Annotated in this window: 24 protein-coding genes and 1 other RNA gene; 8 read left to right on the forward strand and 17 right to left on the reverse strand. The window is 73.8% G+C overall.

The window, feature by feature from the left end; all coding sequences use genetic code 11:
- Positions 1–170, forward strand: a 170-nt coding sequence (locus tag FVA95_RS13745; RefSeq protein WP_149663001.1) for an integrase core domain-containing protein, incomplete at its 5' end; no start/stop codon positions are given.
- Between the two features lie 80 nt (positions 171–250).
- Here FVA95_RS13745 and FVA95_RS13750 read toward each other — a convergent pair.
- Complete coding sequence (locus FVA95_RS13750) at positions 251–673, reverse strand: plasmid replication, integration and excision activator (protein ID WP_149664572.1); 423 nt, start codon at positions 671–673, stop codon at positions 251–253.
- Positions 674–821: 148 nt separating this feature from the next.
- On the opposite strand from FVA95_RS13750, the gene FVA95_RS13755 reads away from it, so the two are divergent.
- Both FVA95_RS13755 and cutA read left to right on the forward strand, forming a co-directional pair.
- Positions 822–1442 carry a helix-turn-helix transcriptional regulator gene (locus FVA95_RS13755; protein ID WP_240051468.1) on the forward strand — a complete coding sequence of 207 codons (621 nt, stop codon included), beginning with the start codon at positions 822–824 and terminating at the stop codon, positions 1440–1442.
- The gene (cutA, locus tag FVA95_RS13760) at positions 1439–1807 is read left to right on the forward strand and encodes a divalent-cation tolerance protein CutA (protein WP_149664574.1); all 369 of its coding nucleotides are present in this window, start codon (positions 1439–1441) and stop codon (positions 1805–1807) included. Before FVA95_RS13755 ends, cutA begins: the two co-directional genes overlap by 4 nt.
- 825 nt (positions 1808–2632) lie before the next feature.
- Here the strand turns inward: cutA and rnpB are convergent.
- Positions 2633–3031: RNase P RNA component class A (rnpB, locus tag FVA95_RS13765), an RNA gene on the reverse strand.
- A 166-nt stretch (positions 3032–3197) separates the two neighbouring features.
- Entirely contained in the window at positions 3198–4658 is a 1461-nt protein-coding gene (locus FVA95_RS13770) for a YdiU family protein (protein WP_149664575.1), read from the reverse strand.
- Positions 4659–4845: 187 nt separating this feature from the next.
- Between FVA95_RS13770 and FVA95_RS13775 the strand changes: the two genes are divergently transcribed.
- On the forward strand, positions 4846–6102 hold the full coding sequence (locus tag FVA95_RS13775) for an SLC13 family permease (RefSeq protein ID WP_149664576.1): 1257 nt from the start codon (positions 4846–4848) through the stop codon (positions 6100–6102).
- A 64-nt stretch (positions 6103–6166) separates the two neighbouring features.
- Here FVA95_RS13775 and FVA95_RS30840 read toward each other — a convergent pair whose 3' ends face one another.
- The 5 genes from FVA95_RS30840 to cobC all read right to left on the reverse strand — a co-directional run bounded on the left by FVA95_RS30840 (position 6167) and on the right by cobC (position 10675).
- Positions 6167–6334, reverse strand: coding sequence for a hypothetical protein (locus FVA95_RS30840; RefSeq protein WP_020622575.1), 168 nt, complete (start codon positions 6332–6334; stop codon positions 6167–6169).
- Positions 6335–6532: 198 nt separating this feature from the next.
- A complete protein-coding gene (locus FVA95_RS13780) occupies positions 6533–7675 on the reverse strand; it encodes a bifunctional RNase H/acid phosphatase (RefSeq protein ID WP_205015859.1) in 1143 nt (380 codons plus the stop codon).
- Between the two features lie 2 nt (positions 7676–7677).
- Entirely contained in the window at positions 7678–8403 is a 726-nt protein-coding gene (locus tag FVA95_RS13785; protein ID WP_020622577.1) for a zinc ribbon domain-containing protein, read from the reverse strand.
- Positions 8400–9578 carry a Nif3-like dinuclear metal center hexameric protein gene (locus FVA95_RS13790; protein ID WP_370460866.1) on the reverse strand — a complete coding sequence of 393 codons (1179 nt, stop codon included), beginning with the start codon at positions 9576–9578 and terminating at the stop codon, positions 8400–8402. The genes FVA95_RS13785 and FVA95_RS13790 overlap by 4 nt, the downstream gene beginning before the upstream one ends.
- A gap of 5 nt (positions 9579–9583) precedes the next feature.
- Complete coding sequence (cobC, locus tag FVA95_RS13795) at positions 9584–10675, reverse strand: Rv2231c family pyridoxal phosphate-dependent protein CobC (protein ID WP_149664579.1); 1092 nt, start codon at positions 10673–10675, stop codon at positions 9584–9586.
- Between the two features lie 109 nt (positions 10676–10784).
- On the opposite strand from cobC, the gene FVA95_RS13800 reads away from it, so the two are divergent.
- Positions 10785–11243, forward strand: coding sequence for a low molecular weight protein-tyrosine-phosphatase (locus FVA95_RS13800; RefSeq protein ID WP_149664580.1), 459 nt, complete (start codon positions 10785–10787; stop codon positions 11241–11243).
- Entirely contained in the window at positions 11240–12079 is an 840-nt protein-coding gene (locus FVA95_RS13805; protein WP_149664581.1) for a fructosamine kinase family protein, read from the forward strand. The genes FVA95_RS13800 and FVA95_RS13805 overlap by 4 nt, the downstream gene beginning before the upstream one ends.
- A gap of 9 nt (positions 12080–12088) precedes the next feature.
- On the opposite strand, the gene FVA95_RS13810 is transcribed toward FVA95_RS13805, so the two are convergent.
- Together FVA95_RS13810 and FVA95_RS13815 are read right to left on the reverse strand one after the other, a co-directional pair.
- Positions 12089–13366 carry a cyclopropane-fatty-acyl-phospholipid synthase family protein gene (locus FVA95_RS13810; RefSeq protein ID WP_149664582.1) on the reverse strand — a complete coding sequence of 426 codons (1278 nt, stop codon included), beginning with the start codon at positions 13364–13366 and terminating at the stop codon, positions 12089–12091.
- 37 nt (positions 13367–13403) lie between these two features.
- The gene (locus FVA95_RS13815) at positions 13404–14801 is read right to left on the reverse strand and encodes an FAD-binding oxidoreductase (protein ID WP_149664583.1); all 1398 of its coding nucleotides are present in this window, start codon (positions 14799–14801) and stop codon (positions 13404–13406) included.
- 121 nt (positions 14802–14922) lie between these two features.
- Between FVA95_RS13815 and FVA95_RS13820 the strand changes: the two genes are divergently transcribed.
- Complete coding sequence (locus FVA95_RS13820) at positions 14923–15627, forward strand: dienelactone hydrolase family protein (RefSeq protein ID WP_240051469.1); 705 nt, start codon at positions 14923–14925, stop codon at positions 15625–15627.
- A gap of 5 nt (positions 15628–15632) precedes the next feature.
- Here the strand turns inward: FVA95_RS13820 and FVA95_RS13825 are convergent, their stop codons facing one another.
- The 6 genes from FVA95_RS13825 to FVA95_RS13850 all read right to left on the reverse strand — a co-directional run bounded on the left by FVA95_RS13825 (position 15633) and on the right by FVA95_RS13850 (position 22311).
- Positions 15633–16619, reverse strand: a complete 987-nt coding sequence (locus FVA95_RS13825; protein ID WP_149664585.1) for an aldo/keto reductase — start codon at positions 16617–16619, stop codon at positions 15633–15635.
- A 44-nt stretch (positions 16620–16663) separates the two neighbouring features.
- Positions 16664–18145 (reverse strand): AbgT family transporter, encoded by a 1482-nt coding sequence (locus FVA95_RS13830; protein ID WP_149664611.1) that lies wholly within the window; start codon positions 18143–18145, stop codon positions 16664–16666.
- 85 nt (positions 18146–18230) lie between these two features.
- A complete protein-coding gene (locus FVA95_RS13835) occupies positions 18231–19181 on the reverse strand; it encodes a PHB depolymerase family esterase (protein WP_205015857.1) in 951 nt (316 codons plus the stop codon).
- A gap of 221 nt (positions 19182–19402) precedes the next feature.
- On the reverse strand, positions 19403–20164 hold the full coding sequence (locus tag FVA95_RS13840; RefSeq protein WP_149664586.1) for a creatininase family protein: 762 nt from the start codon (positions 20162–20164) through the stop codon (positions 19403–19405).
- Positions 20161–20823, reverse strand: a complete 663-nt coding sequence (locus FVA95_RS13845; protein ID WP_149664587.1) for a FadR/GntR family transcriptional regulator — start codon at positions 20821–20823, stop codon at positions 20161–20163. The genes FVA95_RS13840 and FVA95_RS13845 overlap by 4 nt, the downstream gene beginning before the upstream one ends.
- A 378-nt stretch (positions 20824–21201) precedes the next feature.
- Positions 21202–22311 carry an alpha/beta fold hydrolase gene (locus FVA95_RS13850; RefSeq protein ID WP_149664588.1) on the reverse strand — a complete coding sequence of 370 codons (1110 nt, stop codon included), beginning with the start codon at positions 22309–22311 and terminating at the stop codon, positions 21202–21204.
- An 84-nt stretch (positions 22312–22395) separates the two neighbouring features.
- Between FVA95_RS13850 and FVA95_RS13855 the strand changes: the two genes are divergently transcribed.
- Complete coding sequence (locus tag FVA95_RS13855) at positions 22396–23541, forward strand: acyl-CoA dehydrogenase family protein (protein WP_149664612.1); 1146 nt, start codon at positions 22396–22398, stop codon at positions 23539–23541.
- Here FVA95_RS13855 and FVA95_RS13860 read toward each other — a convergent pair.
- Positions 23531–24757, reverse strand: a complete 1227-nt coding sequence (locus FVA95_RS13860; RefSeq protein WP_240051470.1) for a PLP-dependent aspartate aminotransferase family protein — start codon at positions 24755–24757, stop codon at positions 23531–23533. The two genes, FVA95_RS13855 and FVA95_RS13860, sit on opposite strands and share 11 nt — an antisense overlap.
- Between the last annotated feature and the right edge of the window lie 2 nt (positions 24758–24759).

The following is a 24759-nucleotide window of genomic DNA, read 5'->3' on the forward strand; positions in this document are numbered from 1 at the left end:
GGACCCTGGCCGACGGCTGGGCCTACGCCCGACTCTATGAGTCGACCCGCCAACGCAACGACGCCCTACCCGGCTGGCTGCACTTCTACAATCACCACCGCGCTCACTCCGCCATCGGCGGCCAGCCACCAGTCACCAGGCTGACCAACCTCCCTGGACATCACAGCTAGGGCGTGGGGTGAGGGAGATCCGGAGGGGGAGCCCGTTGCAGCGGGCCCCCCTCCACCTGCAAGAGCAGGCGAGAGCACGGTCAGGCGGCGTCCTGGTTCTTGCCCGGGACGGGGCGCTGGTGGCCGGGAGCGCGCATCCCGGCAGCACGGAAGCTGTAGGCCACCCGGGGCCGGCCCCCGGACTCCTGCACGTACGGCGTCACGGTCAGCCCGTCGAACTCGACCGGGCGGAACGGCAGCCCCGCGGCCGTCTCGGGCGGGACCGGCTGATGCGGCGCGGCGATCTTCACCGTCACCGTCTTGTCCGTCCGACGCGCGGCCGGGTCCGCGTCCAGGACCGACACCGACCACACCGGCAAGCCGGACTCCTTGTCGAGCTGCTGCACCGGGCGCCCCGGCGAGGACTTGTCGAAGTCACGCACCGGCTCGACCTCCGAGACAACGAACGCGCCGTGCGGGAACACGTCGCCCATCGCGACGAGGAACTTGTTGGTGATCGCCATCTGGCGCCTCCTCGGGTTGTTCGGCGAGACGCTCGTGTCTGCCGAGGTCAGACCGGTGGGGCGGACGTACCCGACCTCATCGCGGACTAACTAGTCCTACAATGAGGCGAACTAGTCCGGTTGTCAAGGACTAGGAAGTCCTACGACGATGGGGTGCGTGGAAATGGGCGAAGTGATCCGACGTCGCCGAGCTGATCTCGGCATGTCACAGGCCGATCTCGCGCGCGTGGCCGGGGTCGACACCCGCCAGATCCGCCGCTACGAGGCGGGCGAGCAACAGCCCCTGCTGTCGGTCGCCCTGACCATCGCCGACGCCCTTGGGATCTCGGTGAGCGAACTGGCCGGCCGCACGCCCGGCCGTGTCTCGCTGACCGGTGACTGGTGGGCGTCGTGGCAGACCACCCGCGACGGCGTCGAGAAGATCGCCACCCAGCCGGTGCACATGCGCCAGGAGGGCGACCTCGTCCACATCGCCGCCACCCAACGCGGGCTCAGTCAGGCTGAGGGCGGCTACCTGTGGTCGGGCGAGCTACGCCTGTGGGACAACCAGATCCTTACCGGCTGGTACGCCGCAGCCGACGGCGCCGTGCGGTCGAAGGGAACGATGTTCCTCGCCATGCACCCGCACGGAATCGAATTCACCGGCCGGTGGGTCGGTCTCGGCTACGACGAGCAGGTCATGACCGGCTGGGCCACGATGGGCCGCACCCGCGAGGACTCCGACCACACCATGACCGACCTCATCGCTGCCCGCGGCAGCACACCATGACCGCCCCGGAACCAGCCGAGCTCTGCGAGGTCGTGATCACCGCACCCGACCCGGAGTGGCTGCACGAGTTCACCCGCGGCCTGGTCGTCGACCGGCTCGCTTCCAACGTGCACAACTTCGCTCCCGTGCGCTCCGTCTACCGGTGGGACGGCGACGTCCACGACCGCACCGAGGGTCGAGCCGCGCTGCACACCCGGCGCACCCTCATCCCGGCCATCGTTGAGCGGGCGGCCACGGCGCACCCCTACGACATCCCAAGCATCAGCGCCCGACCGATCCACGACGGCAGCCCGACCTACCTGGCCTGGATCCGCGAGCAGACCGATCCGAAGTCACCTGTGCGCTCTGCCGAATCCGCCTCTTGAGGATCAAGGCGCCGCCTCCGGCGGCGCGGGGCCGGCCACGCCGGCCCCGTCGCTCGCTCACTACACCTCCGGCCCGTTCGCGGCGCCGGGACTCGGCTACCCAGCCTCAAGCCAGCGGAGGACGAGCCAGATCTCACGAGCCGTCTCGGGCACCTGGCGTCGAGCCGCTCACCCGCCGAGCCACCAACGCATTGCAGCCCCGGAGCCGGATCGACACGCTGGGCCGATGCCGGATCACCCTGACACAGTGACCATCGACGGGCACACGTTCCGGGTGACCAGGCGCCTCGGCGTCCGCAGCCAGTACGACTTCGGCTGGCTGACCGGCCCCAACGAGGGCTACGGGCTCAGCGTGTCCTACCGCAGCGAGGCGGCCATGAGCCGAGCAGACGTCGAGAAATCCATCCGCGGCTTCCTCGGCCAGGTCGACCCGGCGACCGGGTACATCGAGCAGCTGCCTCCGGCGGCCGGGCTCCGCCCGAACCCGACACCGCTCGGAGATCAGGGAAGTGCGGCAGGGCTGGTGATCTCCCCACGGCGCGCCGAGACGGCAGCCAGACCGACGAGCGGGGCGCAAGGCGGGAACCCGTGCCCTGCGCCCCGCTCCCCGGCCTGGCAGGGACGAGCCCGCGCCGCGAGGAGATCACCAGCAGGCCGGGCACGTGGGGGAAGACCCGCGGTAGAGCGCAGAAACGATCATGCTCCGGGCCGTCGCTGGGCCGTGGGGCGTTGCAAACCGTCGAGAAGTAACGAGAGGTCGCGAGAGCGTTTCCGCTGCTCACAGCGGTAGCCCCGCTCCCCCGCCGCAGATGGCGGGGGGCGAGGCGGACGAGTCGGCCTGTAAGCCGGATCCTGTTCCCGGGCACCTCACGGTGCTCCGTTCGGCGACCATCCATCTCGGCCTGCCGTCGCCGGCAGGCTCCAGCGGTCCACCCGCAGGCTCGGGCGGGCAGCCCTCGAACGCCTGCGCAGCCGTACACGTACGGCCTCTCGACCTTGCTCCGGGTGGGGTTTACCGAGCCACCCCGGTCACCCGGGGTGCTGGTGGTCTCTTACACCACCGTTTCACCCTTACCCCCGGCCCTGAGGCCGGTGGCGGTCTGTTCTCTGTGGCACTGTCCCGCGGGTCGCCCCGGGTTGCCGTTGACAACCACCCTGCCCTGTGGAGTCCGGACTTTCCTCGGCAGGACCCGGAGGTCCCGCCGCGGCCGCCCGACCGACTCGTCCGCAACGACGAGGATACTCATGCCGCCACGGCGGCCCGCACGACCTCCGCCGGTTCGGCGCGATCCGGGCCCTCGGACAGCGGCGCGCCGGCTGGTCGTGCTGCGCGGCTGGCCGGTCGCGCGCTACCGGGACCGGCTGGTCACGGTGGCGGGGTGCTCGCTGCTCACGTCCCGCAGAACGTCCTGAACGGCGGCGCGTCCGGCCCGGCCGGCAGGGCGTAGCGCTCGTAGCCCTCGCGCTCGGTGAACGGGTCCGCGAGGACCTGCAGCAGCCACTGCACCGGTTCCAGGTCCCCCTCGACGGCGGCGTCCAGCGCCTCCTCGACGAGGTGGTTGCGCGGCACGTAGACCGGGTTGACCCGGTCCATCGCGTCGGCGTCCGGGCCGGCGGCCCGCCAGGACTCCAGCCACGGGTCCAGTGCGGCCAGGTCGGACAGCAGGTCGCGGACCGGCCCCGCGTCACCGCGGGCGGCCTCGGACAGCCGTCGGAAGAACAGGGTGTGGTCGGGCTTCTGGTCCTCGATCACGGCGAACAGGTCGGCGAGCAGCTCCGGGGTCCCGACGCCGATCTTGGCCAGGTAGCCGCGGTCGTGGGCGGCGCGGTAGACGTCGGCGAAGCCCGCCAGCTCCTCGGTCGCGAGGCGGACCGCCTCCTCCTGGGAGTCGGCGAACAGGCCGAGCAGCGACTCCCCGAAGCGGGCGAGGTTCCACTGCGCGATGCCGGGCTGGTTGCCGTAGGCGTAGCGACCGCCGGAGTCGATCGAGGAGTACCAGGTCGACGGGTCGTGGGCGTCGAGGAACGCGCACGGGCCGTAGTCGATGGTCTCCCCGGAGATCGTCATGTTGTCGGTGTTCATGACGCCGTGCACGAACCCGATCTGCATCCAGCGCGCGATCAGCTCGGCCTGGGCGGCGATCACCGCGCGGTAGAGCTCGAGCGGCGTGGACGCCTGCGGGTGGTGCCGGGCGATCGCGTACTCGGTGAGCCGGCGCAGCAGGTCGACCTCTCCGGTCGTGGTGTCGCTGCGCGATCCGCCTGCGCTGCTCGCTGCCGCGAACTGGAACGTCCCCACCCGCAGGTGGCTGGCCGCGGTGCGGGCGAGCACCGCGCCCGGCTCCGGGCCGCGGTCGCGCAGCACGGGCTCACCGGTCGCGACGACGGCGAGCGAGCGCGTCGACGGCACCCCGAGCGCGTGCATCGCCTCGGAGATCACGTACTCGCGCAGCATCGGCCCGAGCGGGGCCTTCCCGTCGCCGCCGCGGGCGAACGGGGTCCGCCCCGATCCCTTCAGGTGCAGGTCACGGCGGGTGCCGTCCGGGGTGACGAGTTCTCCGACGAGCAGCGCCCTGCCGTCGCCGAGCCGGGGCGAGTAGTTGCCGAACTGGTGGCCGGCATAGGCCTGCGCGACGGTCGTCGCCGAGTCGGGCACGGTCGTGCCGGTGAGCAGCGCGACCCCCTCGGGGGTGCGCAGCTGCGCCGGGTCCAGGCCCAGCTCACGGGCCAGGGACTCGTTGAGCAGCACCAGCCGCGCGTCCGGCGTCGGGGCGGCCTGCCAGGGCACGAAGAGCCCCTCCAGGTCGCGGACGAAGGTGTTCTCGAACGCGATCTCGGTGGCTGCGGTCATGGGTTCCAGGCTACGGACCCGAACGGTCGGCCGCCGGGGAGCACCGCGACGTTGCACCGGGATACCGTCCGGTGGTGATCGACCTCCCCCCGCCGTGGGCGCTGGTGTTCCTGCTGGTGGCCGGCCTGCTCGCGGGTGCGACGAACGCCGCGACGACCCCGGCCGTCGGCGTCGCGTCGCTGTTCACGTGAGCCTCCTGCTGGCGGTCGCGCTGCTGGCCGCGGTCCTGGCCGCCGCGACGCTGCGCCCGTTCGGGCTCCCCGAGGCCGTGGTGGCGGTCCCGGCGGCGCTGGTCGCCGTCGTCGCCGGGCTGGTGACCCCGGCCGGGGCGTGGACCGAGATCGGCGAGCTCGCCCCGACCGTCGGGTTCCTCGCCGCGATCCTGCTGCTCGGGCACCTCGTCGACGCCGAGGGCGTGTTCCGCTGGCTGGGCGCGCGGCTGGCGACGGCGTCGGCCGGGTCGCCGCGACGGCTGCTGGCCGCGGTGTTCGTCGCGGCGGCCGGGACGACGGCGGTGCTGAGCCTGGACGCGACGGTCGTGTTGCTGACCCCGGTGGTGCTCGCGACGGCGGCCCGGCTGGGGGTGGCGTCGCGGCCGCACTCGTTCGCCTGCGCACACCTGTCGAACTCGGCGTCGGGGCTGCTGCCGGTGTCGAACCTGACGAACCTGCTCGCGTTCTCGGCGTCGGGTATGGGGTTCCTGACCTTCGCCGGTCTGATGGCCGGGCCGTGGGTGGCGGTGATCGCCGTGGAGTACCTGGTGCTGCGGTGGGTGTTCCGGCGTGACCTGGCCGCACCGCCGGTGCCGGCCCCCGCCGACCCCGCGGTGCCCGCGCCGGCGGCGCCGGTCGTCGCGCTGGTGGTGCTCGGGCTGACCCTGGCCGGGTTCGCGGTGGCCTCACCGCTGGGCGTCGCGCCGGGCTGGGTCGCCGCAGCCGGTGCCGCGGTGCTGGCGGTGCGGGCGCTGGTGCGGCGCGAGACCGGGCCGCTGCGCCTGGTCGCGGCCGCCTCCCCGGGGTTCTGCCTGTTCGTGCTGGCCCTGGGGGTGGTCGTCGCCGGGCTCGGCGCGCAGGGACTGTCCGGCTGGATCGGTTCACTGCTGCCCGCCACCCCGGACCTGACCGGGCTGCTGGTCACCGCGGCCGTCGCGGCGGTGCTGGCGAACCTGGTGAACAACCTGCCCGCCACGCTGGTGCTGCTCTCCGCGCTCGGACCGGCCGCGCACCCCGGGCTGGTGCTGGCGATGCTGCTGGGCGTCAACGTCGGGCCGAACCTCACCTACGCCGGGTCGCTCGCGACGCTGCTGTGGCGGCGCATCGCCACCGGCTACGGCGACCCGCCGCAGCTCGGGACGTTCCTGCGGCTGGGAGCGCTCACCGTCCCGCTGGGCCTGCTCGCCGCGACGACCGCGCTGTGGGCCGCGCTCGCGGTCCTCCCGCAGTAGCCCCCGAGCGCACGACGGGCCCCGCCCGGAGAGGGCGGAGCCCGTCGCGGACGGTGGACAGGGATCAGAACTCGTGGGCCATGTCGTGGCCGAGGTCGGTGTCCGGGTCCATCTCGCGGGCCGGGACGCCCATCGGGCGTGAGCTGCCGCGCCGCTGCTGGGGCAGCCGGGCGATCACCTTCATCTCGTGTGCCAGGTCGTAGCCGTAGTCGTGCTCGTGGATCTGCGACATCGCTGTCCTCACCGTCTCTCTGTTCCCCGCCGCCACCGAGACCGTCGTTCACGCTCCGTAGGTTGACCGCCCCGTACGGTGCACGCGCAGCATCGCTCAGGTGAGGAAAGGGAACAACTGTCCGGAGTCGACACCGCCCGAACGGGTCAGGACGGTATCGATCCAGCAGGTGGTGGCGCGCCGCTGACGGGCCACCGGCTACCGGAGGTCGTCCAGGTAGGACGTCTCGTTGACCAGACGCACCGAGGCGCCCCCGTCGGGGTAGAAGTCGGCGATGTTGAGACACGCCAGGTCGAGGTGCATGCGGTAGAGCACCTCGTCGCCGGCGCCGAGCGCGGTGCGCAGCAGCATCTTGATCGGCGTGACGTGGCTGACCAGGATCACCGTCCGCCCGGCGAACTCCTCCACGATCCGGGCCCGCTCGGCCTCGACCCGCTCCCCCACCGCGCGGAAGCTCTCCCCGCCCGGTGGTTCGACGTCGGCGGAGCCCAGCCAGCGGCCGTGCAGCTCGGGGTCGCGCTCGCGGGCCTCGGTGAAGGTGAGGCCCTCCCAGCCGCCGAAGTCGGTCTCGATCAGCCCCTCGCGGACCTCCAGCTCGGCCCCCGTCGACTCGGCGACGGCCGCGGCGGTCTGACGGGCCCGGCGCAGCGGTGAGGACAGCACCGCCGCCGGCTCGACGCCCTGTCGCGAGAGCCGCTTCGCGATCGCGAGGGCCGCGGCGGCGGCCTGCTGCTGCCCCAGCTCGGTCAGCTCGGGATCGCCGTGGCCGGAGTAGCGGCGCTCGATCGACAGCTCGGTCTGGCCGTGACGCAGCAGGATCAGCCGCACCGGGGACCCGGTCTGCCCGGTCCAGGCCGCCGCTGCCGCCGAGTCCGTCGACGCGGTCGTCCCGGCGGGTGGCTTCGGGGCGGGCCCTGCCGCGGCGGACGGATCCAGAGTCGGGCTGGACTCGCCGTCCATCGCGCGGTTGGCGAGCGCGTCGGCGCGGGCGTTGTCCTTGCGCGGGATCCACACGAAGGTCACCGCGTCGAAGCCCGCGGCCAGTTCGCGCGCGGTGTCGGCGAGTTCCTGCAGCGGCGGGTGCTTGATCTTCCAGCGCCCGCTCATCTGCTCGACGACGAGCTTGGAGTCCATCCGGGCCTCGACCTCGGTGGCCCCCAGGTCACGGGCGGCGCTCAGCCCGGCGATCAGGCCGCGGTACTCGGCGACGTTGTTGGTGGTGATCCCGAGGCCGTCGTAGACCTCACCGAGCACCTGGCGGGCTCCGGCGTCGAGCACGACCGCGCCGTAGCCGGCGGGCCCGGGGTTGCCCCGCGAGCCGCCGTCCGCCTCGACGACCAGCTTCACCGGCCACGCACCAGGATCGCTCCGCACTCCTCGCAGTGGACGACCTCGTCGGCGGGCGCCGTGCGGACCTGGCTGAGGAAGGTCCGGTCCAGCTCGAGCCGGCAGGCGCCGCAGCGGGACTCGCGCAGCTGCCCGGCCGCGACCCGGCCGCCGGCGCGGATGCGCTCGTAGTCGGCGAGCAGGTCCGCGGGCAGCGCGGCGACGAGCTCGGTGCGGGCACGGTCGCGCCCGGCGCGGGTGGCGTCGATGTCGCCCTCGGCGGACTCGCGCTTCGCGGTCACCTCGCCGACCGCGGTCTCGGCCTCGGCCAGCTCGCCACGGGCGTGGTCGAGCTCGATGCCGACCGCCTCGCGCTCCTCCATGATCCCGAGCTGCTCGTCCTCCAGGATGCCCTGGCGGCGGGCCAGGGTGTCGAGCTCGTGCTGCAGCTCGGTGGCCTGCTTGGCGGAGATGCCCGAGCCGGCGAGCAGGGTGTGGTCGCGCTCGGTGCGGGCCCGCACGCCGTCGATGTCACGTTCAAGCCGGGCGATGTCGCGGTCGAGGTCACCGGCACGGGTCTCGGCGCGGACCACGGCGTCGCGCGCCGCCCGGACGCGCTGCTCGGCCTCGTCCAGCTGCGCGAGCTCGGGCAGCGTCGAACGCCGGTGGGTGAGCCGGCCGATCTCGGCGTCCACCTCGGCCAGCGTCACCAGCTTCGCCTGCGCGGTGGGATCGGCCTTCATGCACTCGCCTCCGGTTGTCCTGCTGTCGTGTCGGATCCGCTGCTCGGGGCGGCGGTGGTCCAGGGGTCGGTACGGGCCTGCGAGACCGCGACCGAGACGCTACCTGCGAGGGCCTCGGCCACGACCCCGGCCGCCTGCCCGCACCACGGCCATTCCGAGGCCCAGTGCGCGACGTCGACCAACGCGGGTGTCGGGCCGCCGGGGCCGGTCCCGGCGAGCGCGTGCTCGGACGCGGGGTGGTGACGCAGGTCGGCGGTGACGAACGCGTCGACGCCGGCCCGGGCCGCGGAGTCCAGGGCCGAGTCCCCGGCGCCACCGCAGACCGCGACCCGGCGGATCGGACGGTCCGGGTCCCCGGCGCCGCGCACCCCCCAGGCGGTGGCGGGCAGCGCCGCGGCGACCCGGCGGGTGAACGCCGCGAACGGCTCGGCGTCGTCGAGCTCGCCGATCCGGCCCAGCCCCAGCGACGACGGCAGCGGTGCCATCTCCAGCAGGTCGAAGGCCGGTTCCTCGTAGGGGTGCGCGGCCCGCAGCGCGGCGACGACGTCACGGCGTCGCGACCGCGGCAGCACCATCTCCAGCCGGGTCTCCGCGACGCGCTCCAGGCGGCCGACCGACCCGATGACCGGGGCGGCGCCGTCGAGGGGCAGGAACTGGCCGGTCCCGGCGGTGGCGAACGAGCAGTGCGAGTAGTTGCCGATCGCGCCGGCTCCGGCGTCGGACAGCGCGGCGTGCACGGCGGCGATCGCCGGGCCGACCGGCACGAAGGTGACGATCTTGTCCAGGGCCGGGCCGGGGACCGGTTCCAGCGGACCGGACACGGTCAGGCCGAGGGCGGCGGCGAGCGCGTCGGAGACACCGGGGTCGGCGACGTCGGCGTTGGTGTGCGCGGTGAACAGCGCGACCCCGGCCCGGATGAGCCGGTGCAGCAGGGCGCCCTTCGGGGTGTCGGCGCCCACGCCGTGCACCCCGCGCAGCAGCAGCGGATGGTGGGTGACCAACAGCTGGGCGCCGGAGGAGATCGCCTCGTCGACGGTCTCCGGGGTGGGGTCGACGGCGACCAGGACCCGGGAGACGGTGTCGTCGGGGTCGCCGCAGACCAGGCCGACCGCGTCCCAGTCCATGGCGAGCCGGGGCGGGTAGGCCGCGTCGAGGGCGGCGATCACGTCGCGCAGCGTGCTCACGCCGACACCGCCAGCCGGCGCAGTGCCTCGTCGAGGGAGTCGACGAGGCGGCGGGCCGTCTCCGGCGGGCGGACCGCGACGCGCAGGTGGTCGGGCCCGAGACCGGGGAAGGTGTCGCCGCGGCGCACCGCGATCCCGGCCTCGCGCAGCATCCGCCGCACCTCCTCGCCGGTGCCGTCGGGCAGGTGGAGCAGCAGGTACGGGGCGGGTCCCGCCGACACGGCGACGCCGTCGACGCCCGACAGTGCCGCGGCCATCGTGACGCGGTGCGCGGCGAGCTCGCGGGCGCGTCGGTCCGCGGCGGAGACCGCGTCGGGCTCGCAACAGGCGATGACCGCCTCCAGGGCGGGCGTGGAGACCGGCCACGGCGGGCGGGGTGCGGCGAGCCGGGCCAGCAGGTCGGGGGCGCCGAGCGCGTAGCCGGCGCGCAGCCCGGCCAGTGCCCAGGTCTTGGTCAGCGAGCGGAACACCAGCAGACCGGTCACGCCCGCGTCGCCGGCGAGGGTCTCCGGCTCACCGGGGACGGCGTCGGCGAACGCCTCGTCGACGAGCAGGATCCGCCCCGGGCGGGCCAGCGCGCGCAGCGAGTCGGCCGGGTGCAGCACCCCGGTGGGGTTCGTCGGGTTCCCGACGACGACGAGGTCGGCCTCCGCCGGCACCGCGGCCGGGTCCAGCGCGTGTCCGGTCGCGGCGTCGGTCAGCACCCGCACCACGTCCACCCCGCCGCCGCGCAGCGCTGCCTCCGGCTCGGTGAACCCCGGGTGCACGACGGCGGCGAGCCGGGGGCGCAGCATCGGGAGCAGCGCGAAGCCCTCCGCGCTGCCCGCGAGCACCAGCACCTCGCTCGCGTCGCGGCCGTGGCGCGCCGCGACGGCGGCGCGGGCGCGGGCGTCGTGGTCGGCGCGCGGGTAGCGGCCGAGACCGTCCAGGGTCGCGGCGAGCCGGTCCCGCAGCCAGCGTGGGGGGCCGTCGCCGATCACGTTGACGGCGAAGTCGACGAGCCCGTCGGCGGCCTCGGCGTCGCCGTGGTGCCGCAGGTCGTGGCCGCCCGCGTGATCCGTCCCGGCCGAATGGTGATCGAACGGCATCGGGCCACCCTACGGCGCGCACCGATGCCCGGTGGACAATGGTCCACACCACCCCACCCGAGGCGTCAGGGTCGACGTCGGCACCCCCGCTCCCCGGAGGAACGTCGCAGTGAACGTCGTCTTCGTCTGCACCGGCAACATCTGCCGGTCCCCGATCGCCGAGAAGATCCTCGCCGCCGAGGTCGAGGCCGCCGGGCTCGCCGACCGGGTGCGGGTGACCAGCGCCGGGACCGGCCACTGGCACGTCGGGCAGCCGATGGACTCCCGGGCCGCCGAGGTGCTCGCCGAGCACGGCTACGACACCACCCACAGCGCCCGCCAGGTCGACTCGGAGATCCTGTCCGCGGACCTGCTGGTCGCGCTGGACATGGGACACCTGCGGACCCTCGAGCAGTCGGTGCCCGATCCCAAGCGGGTCCGCCTGCTGCGCTCGTTCGACCCGGCGGCACCCGCGGGCGCCGAGGTGCCCGACCCCTACTACGGCGGCCCGGACGGGTTCGCCGAGGTCCACGCCATGATCGACGCGGCGATGCCCGGCCTGGTCGAGTACGTCACCCGGAACGCATGACCGACCGCGTCGCCCGGCTGACCGGCCGCGCGGTGCGCGACGGGCCGGACGGCCACCCGCCGCGCGCGACCCTGGACGACGGCACCGTCGTCGTGGTGAAGGACTCCTCGGCCGACCCGGGTGCGGCCAGGGCCGAGGCCGCGGGGCTGCGCTGGATCGCGGTACCGGGCGGGCCACCGGTCCCCCGCGTGTTCGGCGCCGACGACGTGCTCCTGGTCACCGGGCTGATTGCCCCGGGCCGGGCGACGCCGGCCGCCGCCGAGCGGTTCGGCCGGGAGCTGGCGACGCTGCACGACGCCGGGGCCGACGCGTTCGGTGTCCCGCCGCCGGGCGGACCGGAGCTGGCGTGGATCGGTCGCACGCGGATGACGAACCGTCCCCACGACGGCCCGTGGGGCGACTGGTTCGCCGCCGACCGGGTGCTGCCCTACCTGCGGGCCGCCCGGGACCGCGGCGCCGTCGACCCGGCCGGGGCCGCCGTCGTCGAGGCGGTGTGCGGAGGGATCGGCGCCCTGGCCGGTCCGGACGAGCCGCCGGCCCGGCTGCACGGCGACCTGTGGTCGGGCAACGTGCTCTGGTCGGGCGACGGGGCTGCGTGGCTGATCGACCCGGCCGCGCACGGCGGGCACCGGGAATCCGATCTCGCGATGCTGGACCTGTTCGGGCTGCCGCACCTCGACGTCGTCCTCGCCGCCTACGACGAGGTCGCCCCGCTCGCCGACGGATGGCGCGAGCGGGTCGACCTGCACCAGCTGTTCCCGCTGCTGGTGCACGCGGTGCTGTTCGGGGGCGGATACGGCGCGCAGGCCGTCGCGGCCGCGCGCCGTCTCCGCTGATCCCCGGTCTCAGTACGCCCCGTGCTCCCCGCGCAGCGGGAACCCGGACCGGCCGCCGTCTTCGAGCTTGACCCCCAGCACCTGGTGGAGCTGGATGTTGTTCAGCTCGAAGCCCAGCCGGCACGCGGCCATGTAGAGCCGCCACACCCGGGCCCGGCCGACGCCGACCTCGGCCACGGCGTCGGTCCAGTTGCGCTCCAGGTTCGTGCCCCAGTCGCGCAGCGTCATGGCGTAGTGCTCGCGCAGGTTCTCCTCGTGCCGGATCTCGAACCCCGCCTCGTTCATCGCGTCCACCAGCACCGCGATCGGCTCCAGCTCCCCGTCGGGGAACACGTAGCGGTGGATGAACGGGTCGGTGTGGCGGTGGTCGGGCCGGTACGGCTGGGTGATGCAGTGGTTCAGCATCCGCCCGCCCGGCCGCAGCTTGGCGTACATCGACGCGAAGTAGGAGTCCAGGTTGGACTTGCCGATGTGCTCGGTGAGGCCGATGGAGGACACCGCGTCGTACACGCCGTCGGGGACGTCGCGGTAGTCGAGGTGACGGACCTCGGCCAGGTCGGACAGCCCCTCGCGGGCGATCGCCTCCTGCGCCCAGGCGGCCTGCTCCTTCGACAGGGTCACCCCGAGCGCGCGGACGCCGTGCTCGCGGGCGGCGTGGCGGACCATGCCGCCCCAGCCGCAGCCGACGTCGAGCAGGCGCATCCCCGGCTTCAGGTCCAGCTTGGTCGCGACCAGCTCGTACTTGGCGGCCTGCGCGGTCTCCAGCGACGCGTCGGCGTCGGGGTAGGCGGCACAGGTGTAGGTCATCGACGGTCCGAGCACGAACTCGTAGAACCGGTTGGACACGTCGTAGTGGTGCGAGATGGCCTGCGAGTCGCGCCGCTTGGAGTGCAGCAGCCCCTTGGGGCGGGCCTCCAGATCGGGCGGCGGCATCCGGTGCTCGCGCCAGTAGGGCAGCAGCCGCCGCGCCAGCCACAGCTGCTCCCGGCGCGGGATCGAGTGCAGCGTCACCTCCGACATCGCGCGCAGCGCGGTGTAGAGGTCCCCGTCGACGTCGATCTCCTCGGTGACGTAGGCCCGGGCCAGCCCGAGCGAGCCGGGTGCGCTCACCAGCCGGGCCAGTGCCCGGGGCGAGTTCACCCGCAACGTGACCGGGGCGTCGTCGGGTCCCGTCCGCGACCCGTCGAACGCCTCCACCCGCAGCTCACGCGTCGAGCCCAGGACGCGGGACAGGATCCCCGCCACCGGCTCGAGCGTCGCGGTCCGCTGTTCCAGCACTCCTGTCATCGCCGATCCCCTCCCGTGTCGATCCTCGCGGTGCCCCTCAGCGGCCGGTGACCTTCCGGAACAGGTCGGGTGCCCGACCGTCCGGGTCGTACCGCTGCTTCACCGCGCGGTAGGCCGCACCGTTGTAGTGGGCCCAGAACTCGTCCTCGCCGTAGTGCACGGTCGAGTACAGCGACTTGTGCCCGCCCAGGTCGGCGACACACTCCTCGATCAGCCGGTTGTGTGCCCACCGGTCACTCGGTTTCTCCGGCACCGACGACCAGAACCCGACGTTGACGTAGAGCCGGCCCGGCTCCATCGGGTAGAGCGGCCAGGTCCGTTCGCCCCGCAGCTGCAGCGGGCACAGCCACACCGGCAGCACCGGGATCTCGCGGTGGAAGAACTCCAGGAACTCCGGGAGCCGCTCGACGGGGATCTCGACGTCCTGCACGACCATCTCCTCGGCCGTCCCACCGAGGGCCTCGCGGACCCGGTTGGACGCGCCGTAGCGCTGGTCGAGGGCGACGAGCCGGCGGTAGACGTCCGACCGGCGCCAGCGGCGCGGCCAGAACCGGCGCACCACCGGGTGCTGCACACCGAACGCCCGCGAGCACCAGAACCAGTCGGTGTCCCAGCGCCACAGGTAGTCGCGCACGGTGAGGTGGTCGACCGGGCGGCGCTGGAGCGACCGGTAGAACACCTCCTGGCCGGTGTAGTCGGAGATCCGGGCGCCCGGCATCGGCGCGTCGACGAACTCACCGGTGGTCAGGTACTGCTCGTCGGGTCCGAACACGACCCCGTCGAGGAAGTCGATCTCCCCCGCGGCGACGAACCGCTCGATCGCCGCCGACGCGGCGGACGCGGTCGGGTAGCGGTGGTGGGTGAGCTTCACGAAGGGCTTCACCGGGGCCAGCTCGACGACCAGCCGCAGGGCGTAGCCGAGTGTGCCGTAGGAGTTGGGGAACGCCGCGAACAGGTCGGCGTGCTCGCCGTCGGGGGTGACGTGCAGCAGCTCCCCGGCCGGGGTGAGCACGTCCATCTCCAGCACCGACTCGTGCGGCAGCCCGGCGTGGAACGACGTCGACTCGACACCGAGACCGGTGACCGCTCCCCCGAGGGTGATGGTCTTGAGCTGCGGGACGACCAGCGGCATCAGCCCGTGGGCGAGGGTGGCGTCCACGATGGTCTCGTAGGTCGCCATCCCCTGGACCTCGGCGGTGTAGATGGGCGATCCGCCTTCGCTACTCGCCGCACGCCCCTCCGGGTCCACACCGAGCACACCGTTCAGCGCGGAGGTGTCGAGTCGGCGCGCGGCGGCCCCGGTGTCGCGGTCACCGAACCGGAACAGGTTCGACGACGGTTTCCCCAGCTGGACGGCGCCGGCTCCGGCGCGCGCCCGGCGCAGGTTCTCCACCGCGGCGTCGTGCGCGGTGCGGGTGGCGGTCCCGGCGAGCATGGCGGTGACGATAGACCCATATCGTTTGCGACGCTCAAGATTAACGGAGGGTCCTCCGTCACAGGGGCCCGACGATCTTCCCGGCGGGCGGCACCGGCACCGTCGTGATGTCATCGGGCACGTGGCACACACCAACGAGAACCCCGCGCAGAACGTCACCTTCCCCTCCGGTGGCGGCACCGCGCACGGCTACCTGGCCCGCCCCGACTCGGGGTCCGGGCCCGGCCTGATCGTCATCCAGGAGTGGTGGGGCCTCACCGACCACATCGTGGACGTCACGAACCGGTTCGCCGCCGAGGGCTTCGTCGCGCTGGCGCCCGACCTCTACGGCGGACGCACCACCCACGACTCCGACGAGGCCGGCAAGCTCATGGCCGAGCTGCCGGTCCAGCAGGCGGCCACCGACCTGGCCGGAGCCGTGGAGTACCTGCTCGGGCGCGACGACGTGACCTCCTCGGCCGTCGGCGCCGTCGGCTTCTGCATGGGCGGCGGTTTCGTGCTGGTCCTCGCCGCGCAGCAGGGCGACAAGGTCGCGGCCGCGGTGCCGTTCTACGGCGTCCTGAAGGAGGACTACCCGTCGTTCGCGGACCTGACCGCGGCCGTGCAGGGCCACTTCGGGTCCGAGGACACCATGGCCACGCCGGAGGCGGTGAGCTCGCTCGCCGACCGCATCGAGTCCGAGTCCGGCACCCGCCCGGAGTTCCTGCAGTACCCGGCCGGGCACGCCTTCTTCAACGACGAGAACCACATGGGGACCTACGACGCCGAGCAGGCGGAGATCGCCTGGACCCGCGCGACGCAGTTCCTGCGCGAGCACGTGAAGTAGGCGCCTCACCGCCGGGAGAACAGCTCCCGCGCGACGGCGGGCAGCGTGGCGGGTCCGGTGCGCAGCCGGACCCGCTGCGCGGCCGCGGTGAGACCGGCGTACTCGTCCGAGGTCAGCACGATGTCCGCCGCGGCCACGTTGGACTCCAGCTGCGCCACGCTCGACGCACCGGGGATGGCGACGGTGTTCGGGTGGTGCACCACCCACGCCAGCGCGACCTGGGACGGCGTCGCGTCGTGCGCGGACGCGACGTCGCGCAGGGTGTCGGTGAGCGGGGCCAGCGCGGCCAGGTTCTCCGGCAGCCACTCCGGCTTGCTGCGGCGCACCGCGTTGGTGGGCCGGTGGTCGGCGTCGTAGCGGCCGGTGAGCAGTCCCTGGGCGAGCGGGCTGTAGGCCATCACGATGCGTCCGTGCGCGGCGGCGTGCGGGACGAGGGCCCCGGCGGGCAGGCGGCGCAGCAGGCTGAACTCGACCTGGTTGGACAGCACCGGTCCGCCCAGCGCCTCCTCCGCGGCCAGCCAGCGGTCCAGCGAGTACGACGAGACACCGGCGTCGCGCACCAGGCCGGTCCGCTGCAGCTCGGCCATGCCGCGCATCGCCGACGTGTCGCCGATCAGCGGGTGTGGCTTGTGCACCTGGTAGAGGTCCAGCTCGGTCACCCCGAGCCGGGCGGCGGAGGCGACCGCGCGCCGGCGCAGCACCGGCCCCAGGGGCAGGACCGGGAAGAACTTCGTCGCGATCACGACCTCGTCGCGCCACCCGCGGCCGCCGCAGGCACGCAACGCGTCGCCCAGGATCCGTTCGCTGCGCAGCGGGCCGTAGAGCTCCGCGGTGTCGAACACGGTGACACCCAGCTCGCGGGCACGGGCGACGATCCGCCCGGCATCCAGCGCGTCGCCGTAGCCCCACTCGCTCGTGCCGAACTGCCAGGTGCCCAGCCCCATCACCGACCAGCGTCGTGGTCCGGAACCGGGGCCGTCGAGGTAGCGCACCTGCGCCAGTGTCCTCCACGCCGCCGGGCCCCGCCCGCTCCCCGCTACCGCACGGGAGCTCCCGGTCCCAGCGGGATCCCCAGTGCCCACCAGGCGAAGAACAGCATGGTCCAGACGACCGTCATCGCGATCGCGAGCGGGAGCGTGTACGACGCGAGCGTCCCGATGCCCGCGGCCTTGCGGTACCGCTGCAGGAACCCCAGCGCCATGATGAAGTACGGGCTCATCGGGGTGATCGCCGTCGAGCCGGAGTCGGCGATCCGGAACAGCGCCTGGGTGGTCTCGGGCGGCACGTGGACCAGCATCAGCATCGGCACGATCACCGGCGCCGCGATCGACCACATCGCCGTCCCGCTGGTGACCATCACGTTCACCACGGTGAGCACGGCCAGCACCATCAGGAACACGACCGGGATCGGGACGCCGGTGGTGCGCAGCGCGTCGGCCGCGACGACGGCGAGCACGTCCCCGACGTGGGTCCAGTCGAAGTAGGCCAGGAACTGGGCGATCGCGAAGAACAGCGCCAGCACCGGGGCCATCTGCCGGATCCCGTCGGCCATCAGCTTCGGGACGTCGGCGGCGGTGGTGATCGTGCCGACCGCGTGCCCGAAGACCGTGCCGAGCAGGCCGAACAGCAGCGCGATGACCGCGCCGATCCCCTCCACCAGCGGGGACTCGACGATCGACCCGTTCTCCCCGCGCAGCGGCGACCACTCCGGGGCCATGGCCGCGACGAGCAGCACCGCGAAGCCCAGCAGCACCCACCCGGCGCGGCGCAGGCCGGACCGTTCGGCCACCGACAGGCTCAGGCCGGCGACGTCGTCGTCGGGGGCGTCCGGGTCGGGGTCCAGGTCCGGGCGCTTGGCCAGGACCAGCCGGGTCACCAGTGTGATCACCAGCGCGAGCACGACCGAGGAGGCGATGGTGAAGAACCAGTTGCCGACCGGGGTCACCACGACCTCCGGGTCCACGATCCGGGCCGCGGCGGTGGTGATGCCGGCGAAGATCGCGTCGTTCGGGGTGGGGACCGGACTGGCGTCGTAGCCCGAGGCGATGGCGGTGTAGGCGACGACGATCCCGAGGATCGGCGAGCGGCCCACCGCGCGGAACGCGAGCCCGCCCAGCGGCACCAGGATCACGTACGCCGCGGCCGACGCGACGTGCGCGACGGTCCCGGCGAACGCGACCGCGAACACCACCAGCGACGCCGGCACCCGGGCGACCCCGGCCCGCATGGCCGCGGCGAGCAGCCCGCTGCGCTCGGCGACGGCGACCCCCATGATCACCGTGACGATGGTCGCCATCGGCGGGAACTGGGCGAAGTTGTCGATCATCGATGAGACGGCCATGGCGAGGCCGTCGCCGGAGAGCAGGTTCCGCACCGCGACCGGCTCGCCGTCGGGTGCCACCACCGCGACGCCCGCCGCCGCCAGTCCCGCGCTGACCACGGCGAGGATCGCCGACAGCACCCAGAACAGCCAGAACGGGTGCGGCAGCGCGTTCCCGACGCGTTCGACCACGGCCATCGCCCGCACCAGCCGGGGCAGCTCCCGGTCCGACGTGCTGGCGGGCGCGCTCACCGCGGGCCCCCGAGCCCGAAGAAGTCCCCGATCAGCACGGTGGCGCGCACGGTCCGGGTGTGACGCCGCCGCCGGAGTAGGCGGTGGCGCCGGGCCAGGTGTGCCCGCCGCCGTCGACGGCGACGTGCGCCACCCGGGCTCCGTCGCGACAGCCCCGCCAGGTCGCGATGGTGACGTCGGGCCGGATCCGGCGGGTCTGCGGGCGGGCCCGGCAGCCGTCGCGGGCGACCCACTCGGCGACCTTCGCCGGGATCGCGGGCAGGCCACGGTCGGCGTCGCCGGTGTAGGGGATCGTGGCGTCCCCGGTGCCGTGCACGAACAGCGCGGGGACCGGGCGGCCGGGCCGGCACGGCGGCTCGCCGTCGCGGTAGTAGGCGCCCGCGACCGGGGCGATCGCGGCGATCCGGTCGGACATCCGGCAAGCCAGGATCTCGGTGAAACCGCCGCCGTTGGACTTGCCGGTGGCGAAGACCCGGCCGGGGTCGATGCAGAGGGCGGACTCCAGATCGTCGAGGAGGTCCCCGGGGAAGGCGACGTCGTCGACGCCCGGCGCCGAGTACGGAGCGCCCTGCCAGGCGCGCTTGCCCTCTCCCCCGGGGACCCCGTCGGGATAGGCGACGACGGCGGGCAGGCCGGACAGGCCGGAGAAGTTCTCGGTGGTGGCGCCGTCGTTGCCGCGGCCGTGGAAGACCAGGACCACCGGGGCGGGCCGGTCGGGGCGGTAGCCGTCGGGCAGGTGGACCCGCACGCTGCGTTCCCGGCCGCCGCTGTCCACGGTGCGGACGGCGGTCGTGCCAGCCGCCTGCGGCGGTGTGGTGCCGCAGCCGGGGGTCGGGGCTCCGACCGGTCCGGGGGCCGCGCCGGGGCCGGGTGTGCTGCCGGAGGCGGTCGGGGCGACGGCGGCGCCGGTGGTGAGGGCGGCCGCGACGAGGCAGGCCGTCGCCACGGCACGCAGGCGGGCCCTGCCCGGGCGTCGGGTCACAGCCGCTGGAGCGGACGGAGTCGTCGCGGGTCGTGGTGCTGCCGTCGGCCTCGGTGCTGACGATCTCGGCGCTGACGGGCTCGGTGCGGACATGGGAGTTCCCTTCGGACGGCGTCGTCGACGGCCGGTGCTGGTCCCGCCCGGTCACGGGCAGGTCGTGCGACGGGGGCACCGGTGGCGCCACCGCGGGAGTGCTGTGGGTCCGTACGGGTCGGAGGGCCTCAGGCCCTGAGCCACGCCGTGACGAAGTCGGTGATCCGGTCGACGATCGCGGCGACGATCGCCTCGCCGTGCTCCGGGTCGGCCCGGCGGGGTTCGCCGAGGACCCCGTTGCCGGACAGGCGGTCGTAGGAGGTGGTGATCGTCGGGCCGCCGCGACGCCGGGCGAGGCTGCCGAGGGCGTCGAGCTCGGTGAGCCGGGTGGTCCCGGCCGCGAGCCGGTCGGTGTGCACCAGGTGCGGTGCGACGGCGAGCATCTGCGCCGTCTCGGCCTGCCCGCTGTGCCCGCTGACCTCGGGCGGCCCGGCCGCGGCGACGACGTCGGCGGCCAGCGGGGTGAGCGGGCTCCACGCGAACTGCAGGTCCGGACGGACGGCGAGGAGGTCCTGCGCGACCGTCGCGAGGGTGGCGTCGTTCCCGCCGTGCCCCGTGACCACGCAGATCTTGCGCCAGCCGTGGCGGTACAGGCCCTCGACGTACTCGCGCACGAGCGTGGCGAACGTCGTGGTGGTCAGGCTGACCGTGCCGGCGAAGGCCAGGTGGTGCGGCGACACCCCGACGGGCAACGACGGCCCGACCACCGCGGTGCCCAGTTCCGCGGCGACCCGGTCGCAGACCGCCTCGGCGCGGATCAGGTCCGTCGCGAGCGGCAGCCCCGGCCCGTGCTGTTCGAAGGCCCCCGCCGGCAGCAGCACGACCGGGCTGTCGACGACGGCGGCCGCGGCCTCGACCGTCGTCATCTCCCCCAGGCGTCGCGTGCTCACGCGCCCACCGCCTCGGCGATCGAGGTGAGGTGCTCGCGGCAGAGCCGCTCGGCCAGGTCCGGGTCGCCCCCGCGGACGGCGTCGAGCAGCGCGACGTGCTCGGCGTGGTCGCGCTCGCGGTCGTCGTAGCGGTGCCGGATCTCGACCTGGTCGCGGGCGCGGATGTGCAGCAGCGCCTCCACCGTCTCGCGGAGCAGGGCGTTGCCGCTGGTCGCGGCCAGTGCGACGTGGAAGTGCACGGCCGGGCGGTGGTCGCCGACCGGCGGGTGCAGGGCGTTGGTGACGCTCTCGGCGAGCATCGCCAGCCCGGCGGTGTCACGCTCCCGGGCCGCGGCGGCCGCGATCGACGGTTCCAGGACGAGCCGGGCGCGGATCAGCTCGTGCACGCCGTCGGAGGTCCGCGACGGACGGTGCGGGTTGGCGAGCAGCCGCCGCCCGACCCCGGCGCCGACGTAGGTGCCCGAGCCGTGCCGGAACTCCACCGCGCCGGTGGCCTCCAGGCGTCGCAGCGCCTCGCGGACGGTCGGGGTGGTGACCTCGAACCGTCGCGCCAGGTCGCGGGAGGACGCGAGCTGGTCCCCCGGGCCGAGGTTCCCGGTCCGGATGATGTCCATGATGTCGTCGGCCAGGCGCTCCGACAACGTCTTCCCTGCGGTCATAAAGTGACTAAATCACTTAGCCACCTCACCGGTCAATCCCTCTGCTCGTCGGCGCGCGCTGATCCGTTCGGCGCGCGCGTCCGGACGCGCGCGCCGGACGGATCAGCGCGCGGACTGGGGATCAGTGCGCGGACCGCGGATCACCGCGACGCGGCGCGGGGTCAGCGCGCGGCGCGGACCGACGCACGGGCCGAGGCCCGAGCGGGGCCGGTCCCTCGGCACCGGCGAGGCCGGTCAGGCTGCGGGGCCGGTCAGGCAGTGGGGCGGTCAGGCAGCAGAGCCGACGAGGCAGCAGAGCCGGCCAGGCCAGTCAGGCGACCAGGCCAGTCAGGCGGCGCGGCCAGCCAGGCGCGGCCGGCCAGACACCGGCGCGCTCGGTCAGGCACCGACCGCGGGACCGGCCTCGTCGTCGGGGGTGTCCGCGGCGGCGTCCCAGGGGGGTCGGCCGGCCAGGGCCCGGTCGAGCTCCGGCCAGGTCGTGTCCCGGGCCCGGCGCCCGGTCAGCACGCCCAGGTGCCCACCCGGCGAGGTCGTGAACCGGACCTCGGGGCTGCCGGTCAGCAGCGGCACGCCGGCGCGGACCGCGCGCAGCGGGGCGATGACGTCGTCCCGCCCGGCGACGACGAGCACCGGCACACCGACGTCGGCCAGCTCCACGTCGCGCCCGCCCAGGCGCAGTCCGCCGCTCGCGAGATCGTTGCTGCGGAGCAGCAGGTGGAAGATCTGCCCGAACACCCGGCCCGGGTAGCCGTGCATGTTGCGCATCAGGTGGTCGACGGCCTCGATCTGGGCCAGGCAGTCCCGGTCGTCGATCCGCGACGCGATCGCGAGCGGCTTGGTGACGAGCCGGTCCACCGCGGTCAGCTGGAACGCCCAGCTCACCATCGGCGCCGGGAAGCTGCCGACGGCCCGGTAGATCGACGAGACCAGCCGGCCGCCGCTGATCTGCGCGAGCGGCCGGATCGGTGCCACCAGCGGCACCCGGGAGATGTCGACCGGGGTGCCGATCGCGGCGACCGAGCGCACCGGCAGCGGGTCGCGTGCCTGCACCGCGGCGGCGACGGTGAGCAGCGCGAAGATCCCGCCGAGCGACCAGGCGACGAGGTGCACCTCGTCGCCGGTCTCCTCGGAGACCCGGCGGACCGTGTCGGGCAGCAGCTCGTCGACCCAGCTCTCGATGCCCAGGCTGCGGTCGGAGAACGACTTGGGCCCGTAGTCGATCAGGTAGACGGTCCGGCCCTGCTGCAGCAGGTGCTCCACCAGCGAGCAGCCGCGGCGCAGGTCGTAGGCGAAGTCCGGGGCACCCAGCGGCGGCACGAGCAGCACCGGCGCGCCCTCGGAGGGATCCACGCCGGACAACGGGCGGTACCGGAACAGGATCCCCTGCGGGGAGCCCACCACCGCGTCCCGCGGCATCCGGCGCAGGTCGGCGAGGTGGCCGACCACGGCCCGGTCCCACACGTTGGCGACGGCGTCCACGAGATCCACGGGCGCACCCTATCGGCACGCGTGGGTCATCGACGGCCCGCGAGGACGACCGGAGTTACCCGTCGGTATGTGAGACTGCCGACCATGCAGCGCGAGATCTTCGACGACGAGCACCACGCGTTCCGTGACCTGTGCCGGACCTTCATCGCGAAGGAGGTCACCCCTCACCACGAGCAGTGGGAGGAGGACGGCCAGGTCGACCGAGCGGTATGGACCGCGGCGGGCGCGGCCGGCCTGCTGGGCACCGCCGTCCCCGAGGAGTACGGCGGGGGCGGGGTCGACGACTTCCGCTACAACGCGATCCTGGCCGAGGAGATCGTCGCGGCCGGTGCGAGCGGGATCGGCTTCCCGCTGCACAACGACGTCGTGCAGCCCTATCTGCTGCGGCTGTGCACCGACGAGCAGAAGAAGCGCTGGCTGCCCGGCTTCTGCTCCGGCGAGCTGATCACCGCGATCGCCATGACCGAGCCCGGGACCGGCTCGGACCTCCAAGGCATCGCGACCAATGCCCGTCGCGACGGCGACGACTGGATCCTCAACGGCTCCAAGACCTTCATCACCAACGGCATCCTGGCCGACCTGGTGATCGTCGTCGCCAAGACCGACCCCGACGCCAAGCACCTCGGCTTCACCCTGTTCGTGGTGGAGCGCGGGATGGAGGGCTTCGAACGCGGCCGCCGCCTGAAGAAGGTCGGCATGAAGGCCCAGGACACCGCGGAGCTGAGCTTCACCGACGTCCGGGTGCCCGACGCGAACCGGCTCGGCGAGGTCGGCCAGGGCTTCATCTACCTCATGCAGAACCTCGCCCAGGAGCGGCTCTCGATCGCCGTCGCCTCGGTGGCGGGCGCCGAGGCCGCCGTGAAGATGACGCTGGACTACACCAAGGAGCGCAAGGCCTTCGGCCGCCCGGTGGCGAACTTCCAGAACACCCGCTTCGAGCTCGCCGAGATGGACACCGAGGTCTCCATCGCCCGGGTCTTCGTGGACCGCTGCATCACCGAGCACAACGGCGAGGGCGAGCTGTCTGTGCCCGACGCGGCCAAGGCCAAGTGGTGGTGCTCGGACCTGCAGAACCGGGTCGTCGACCGCTGCGTGCAGCTGCACGGCGGCTACGGCTACATGCTCGAGTACCCGATCGCCCGCGCGTTCGTCGACTCCCGCGTACAGGCGATCTACGGCGGCACGAACGAGATCATGAAGGAGATCGTCGGCCGGTCGCTCATCGGCTGAGGCCGCCCGCGACGGTGTCCAGGGCCCGCGCGATGTCGGCGACGAGATCGCGCGGGTCCTCCAGCCCCACCGACAGGCGCAGGTGCCCGAGGCGGCGGAACTCCGGCGGGAAGTGCGCCGCCCGGCCGTCGCCACCGGCCCCGACGTGCACGATCAGCGACTCGTCGTGACCCAGTGACACCGCCGAGGTGATGACGCGCAGGCCCGCGACGAACCGGTTCTGCAGCTCCGGCGGCCCGTCCAGGGCGAAGGCCAGCATGCCGCCGTACCCGCCGTCGAGGGTCCGGGTCGCCAGCGCGTGCTGCGGGTGCGACGCCAGACCCGGGTAGGCCACGTAGGCGACCTCCGGGCGGGACTCCAGGTACTCCGCGACCTGCTGCGCGCCGGCGCAGTGCGCGCGCATCCGCATCGGCAGGGTGACCGCGCCGCGGGCGATCAGCCAGGCGTTGAACGGGCTGATGACTCCCCCGGCGTCGACCATGGCGTCGGCGCGGATCCGCTCGACGAGCTCGCGGCGGCCCAGCACCGCACCGCCCATCGCGTCGCCGTGGCCGTTGACGTACTTGGTCAGCGAGTGCACGACGAGGTCCGCGCCCCGCTCCAGCGGGCGCTGCAGCACCGGCGTCGCGAAGGTGGCGTCGACGCTGAGCAGGGCGCCCGCCTCGTGCGCGATCGCCGCGACGGCGTCGACGTCGGTGATCCGGGTGGTCGGGTTGGCCGGGGTCTCGACGTGCACCAGCCGGGTCCGTGGGCGGATCGCGGCGCGCACCGCCTCCGGTTCGGAGGAGTCGACCAGGGTGGCGGTGATCCCCCACCGGTCCGGCAGCAGCTCGGTGAGCAGCCGGTGGGTGGCGACGTAGGTGACGTCGGAGCTGACGACGTGGTCGCCGGTGCGCAGGAACGTGAAGAACACCGCGTGCAGCGCCGCGACGCCCGAGGCCAGTGCGACCGCGGCGCACCCGCCCGGTGACACCCCGGCCGGGTCCTCCAGGGCGACGAGCTTGTCCTCCAGCCAGCCCTGGTTCGCCCCGCCGTTGCGGGTGTAGAGCCGGGTCGCGGTGCCCGACCAGTCCAGCTCCGAGGGGTCCTCGGGCAGGGCGTAGGAGTTGGCCGCGACGATCGGGCGGCGGATCGCGCCGGTCCCGGCGTCGACGTCGTTGCCCGCGTGCACCGCGCGGGTGGCGAGGAAGGGTGGTCGGTCGTCGCCGGGGGTCACAC

It is taken from the genome of Pseudonocardia sp. EV170527-09, assembly GCF_008369905.1.
Taxonomy (GTDB): Bacteria; Actinomycetota; Actinomycetes; order Mycobacteriales; family Pseudonocardiaceae; genus Pseudonocardia.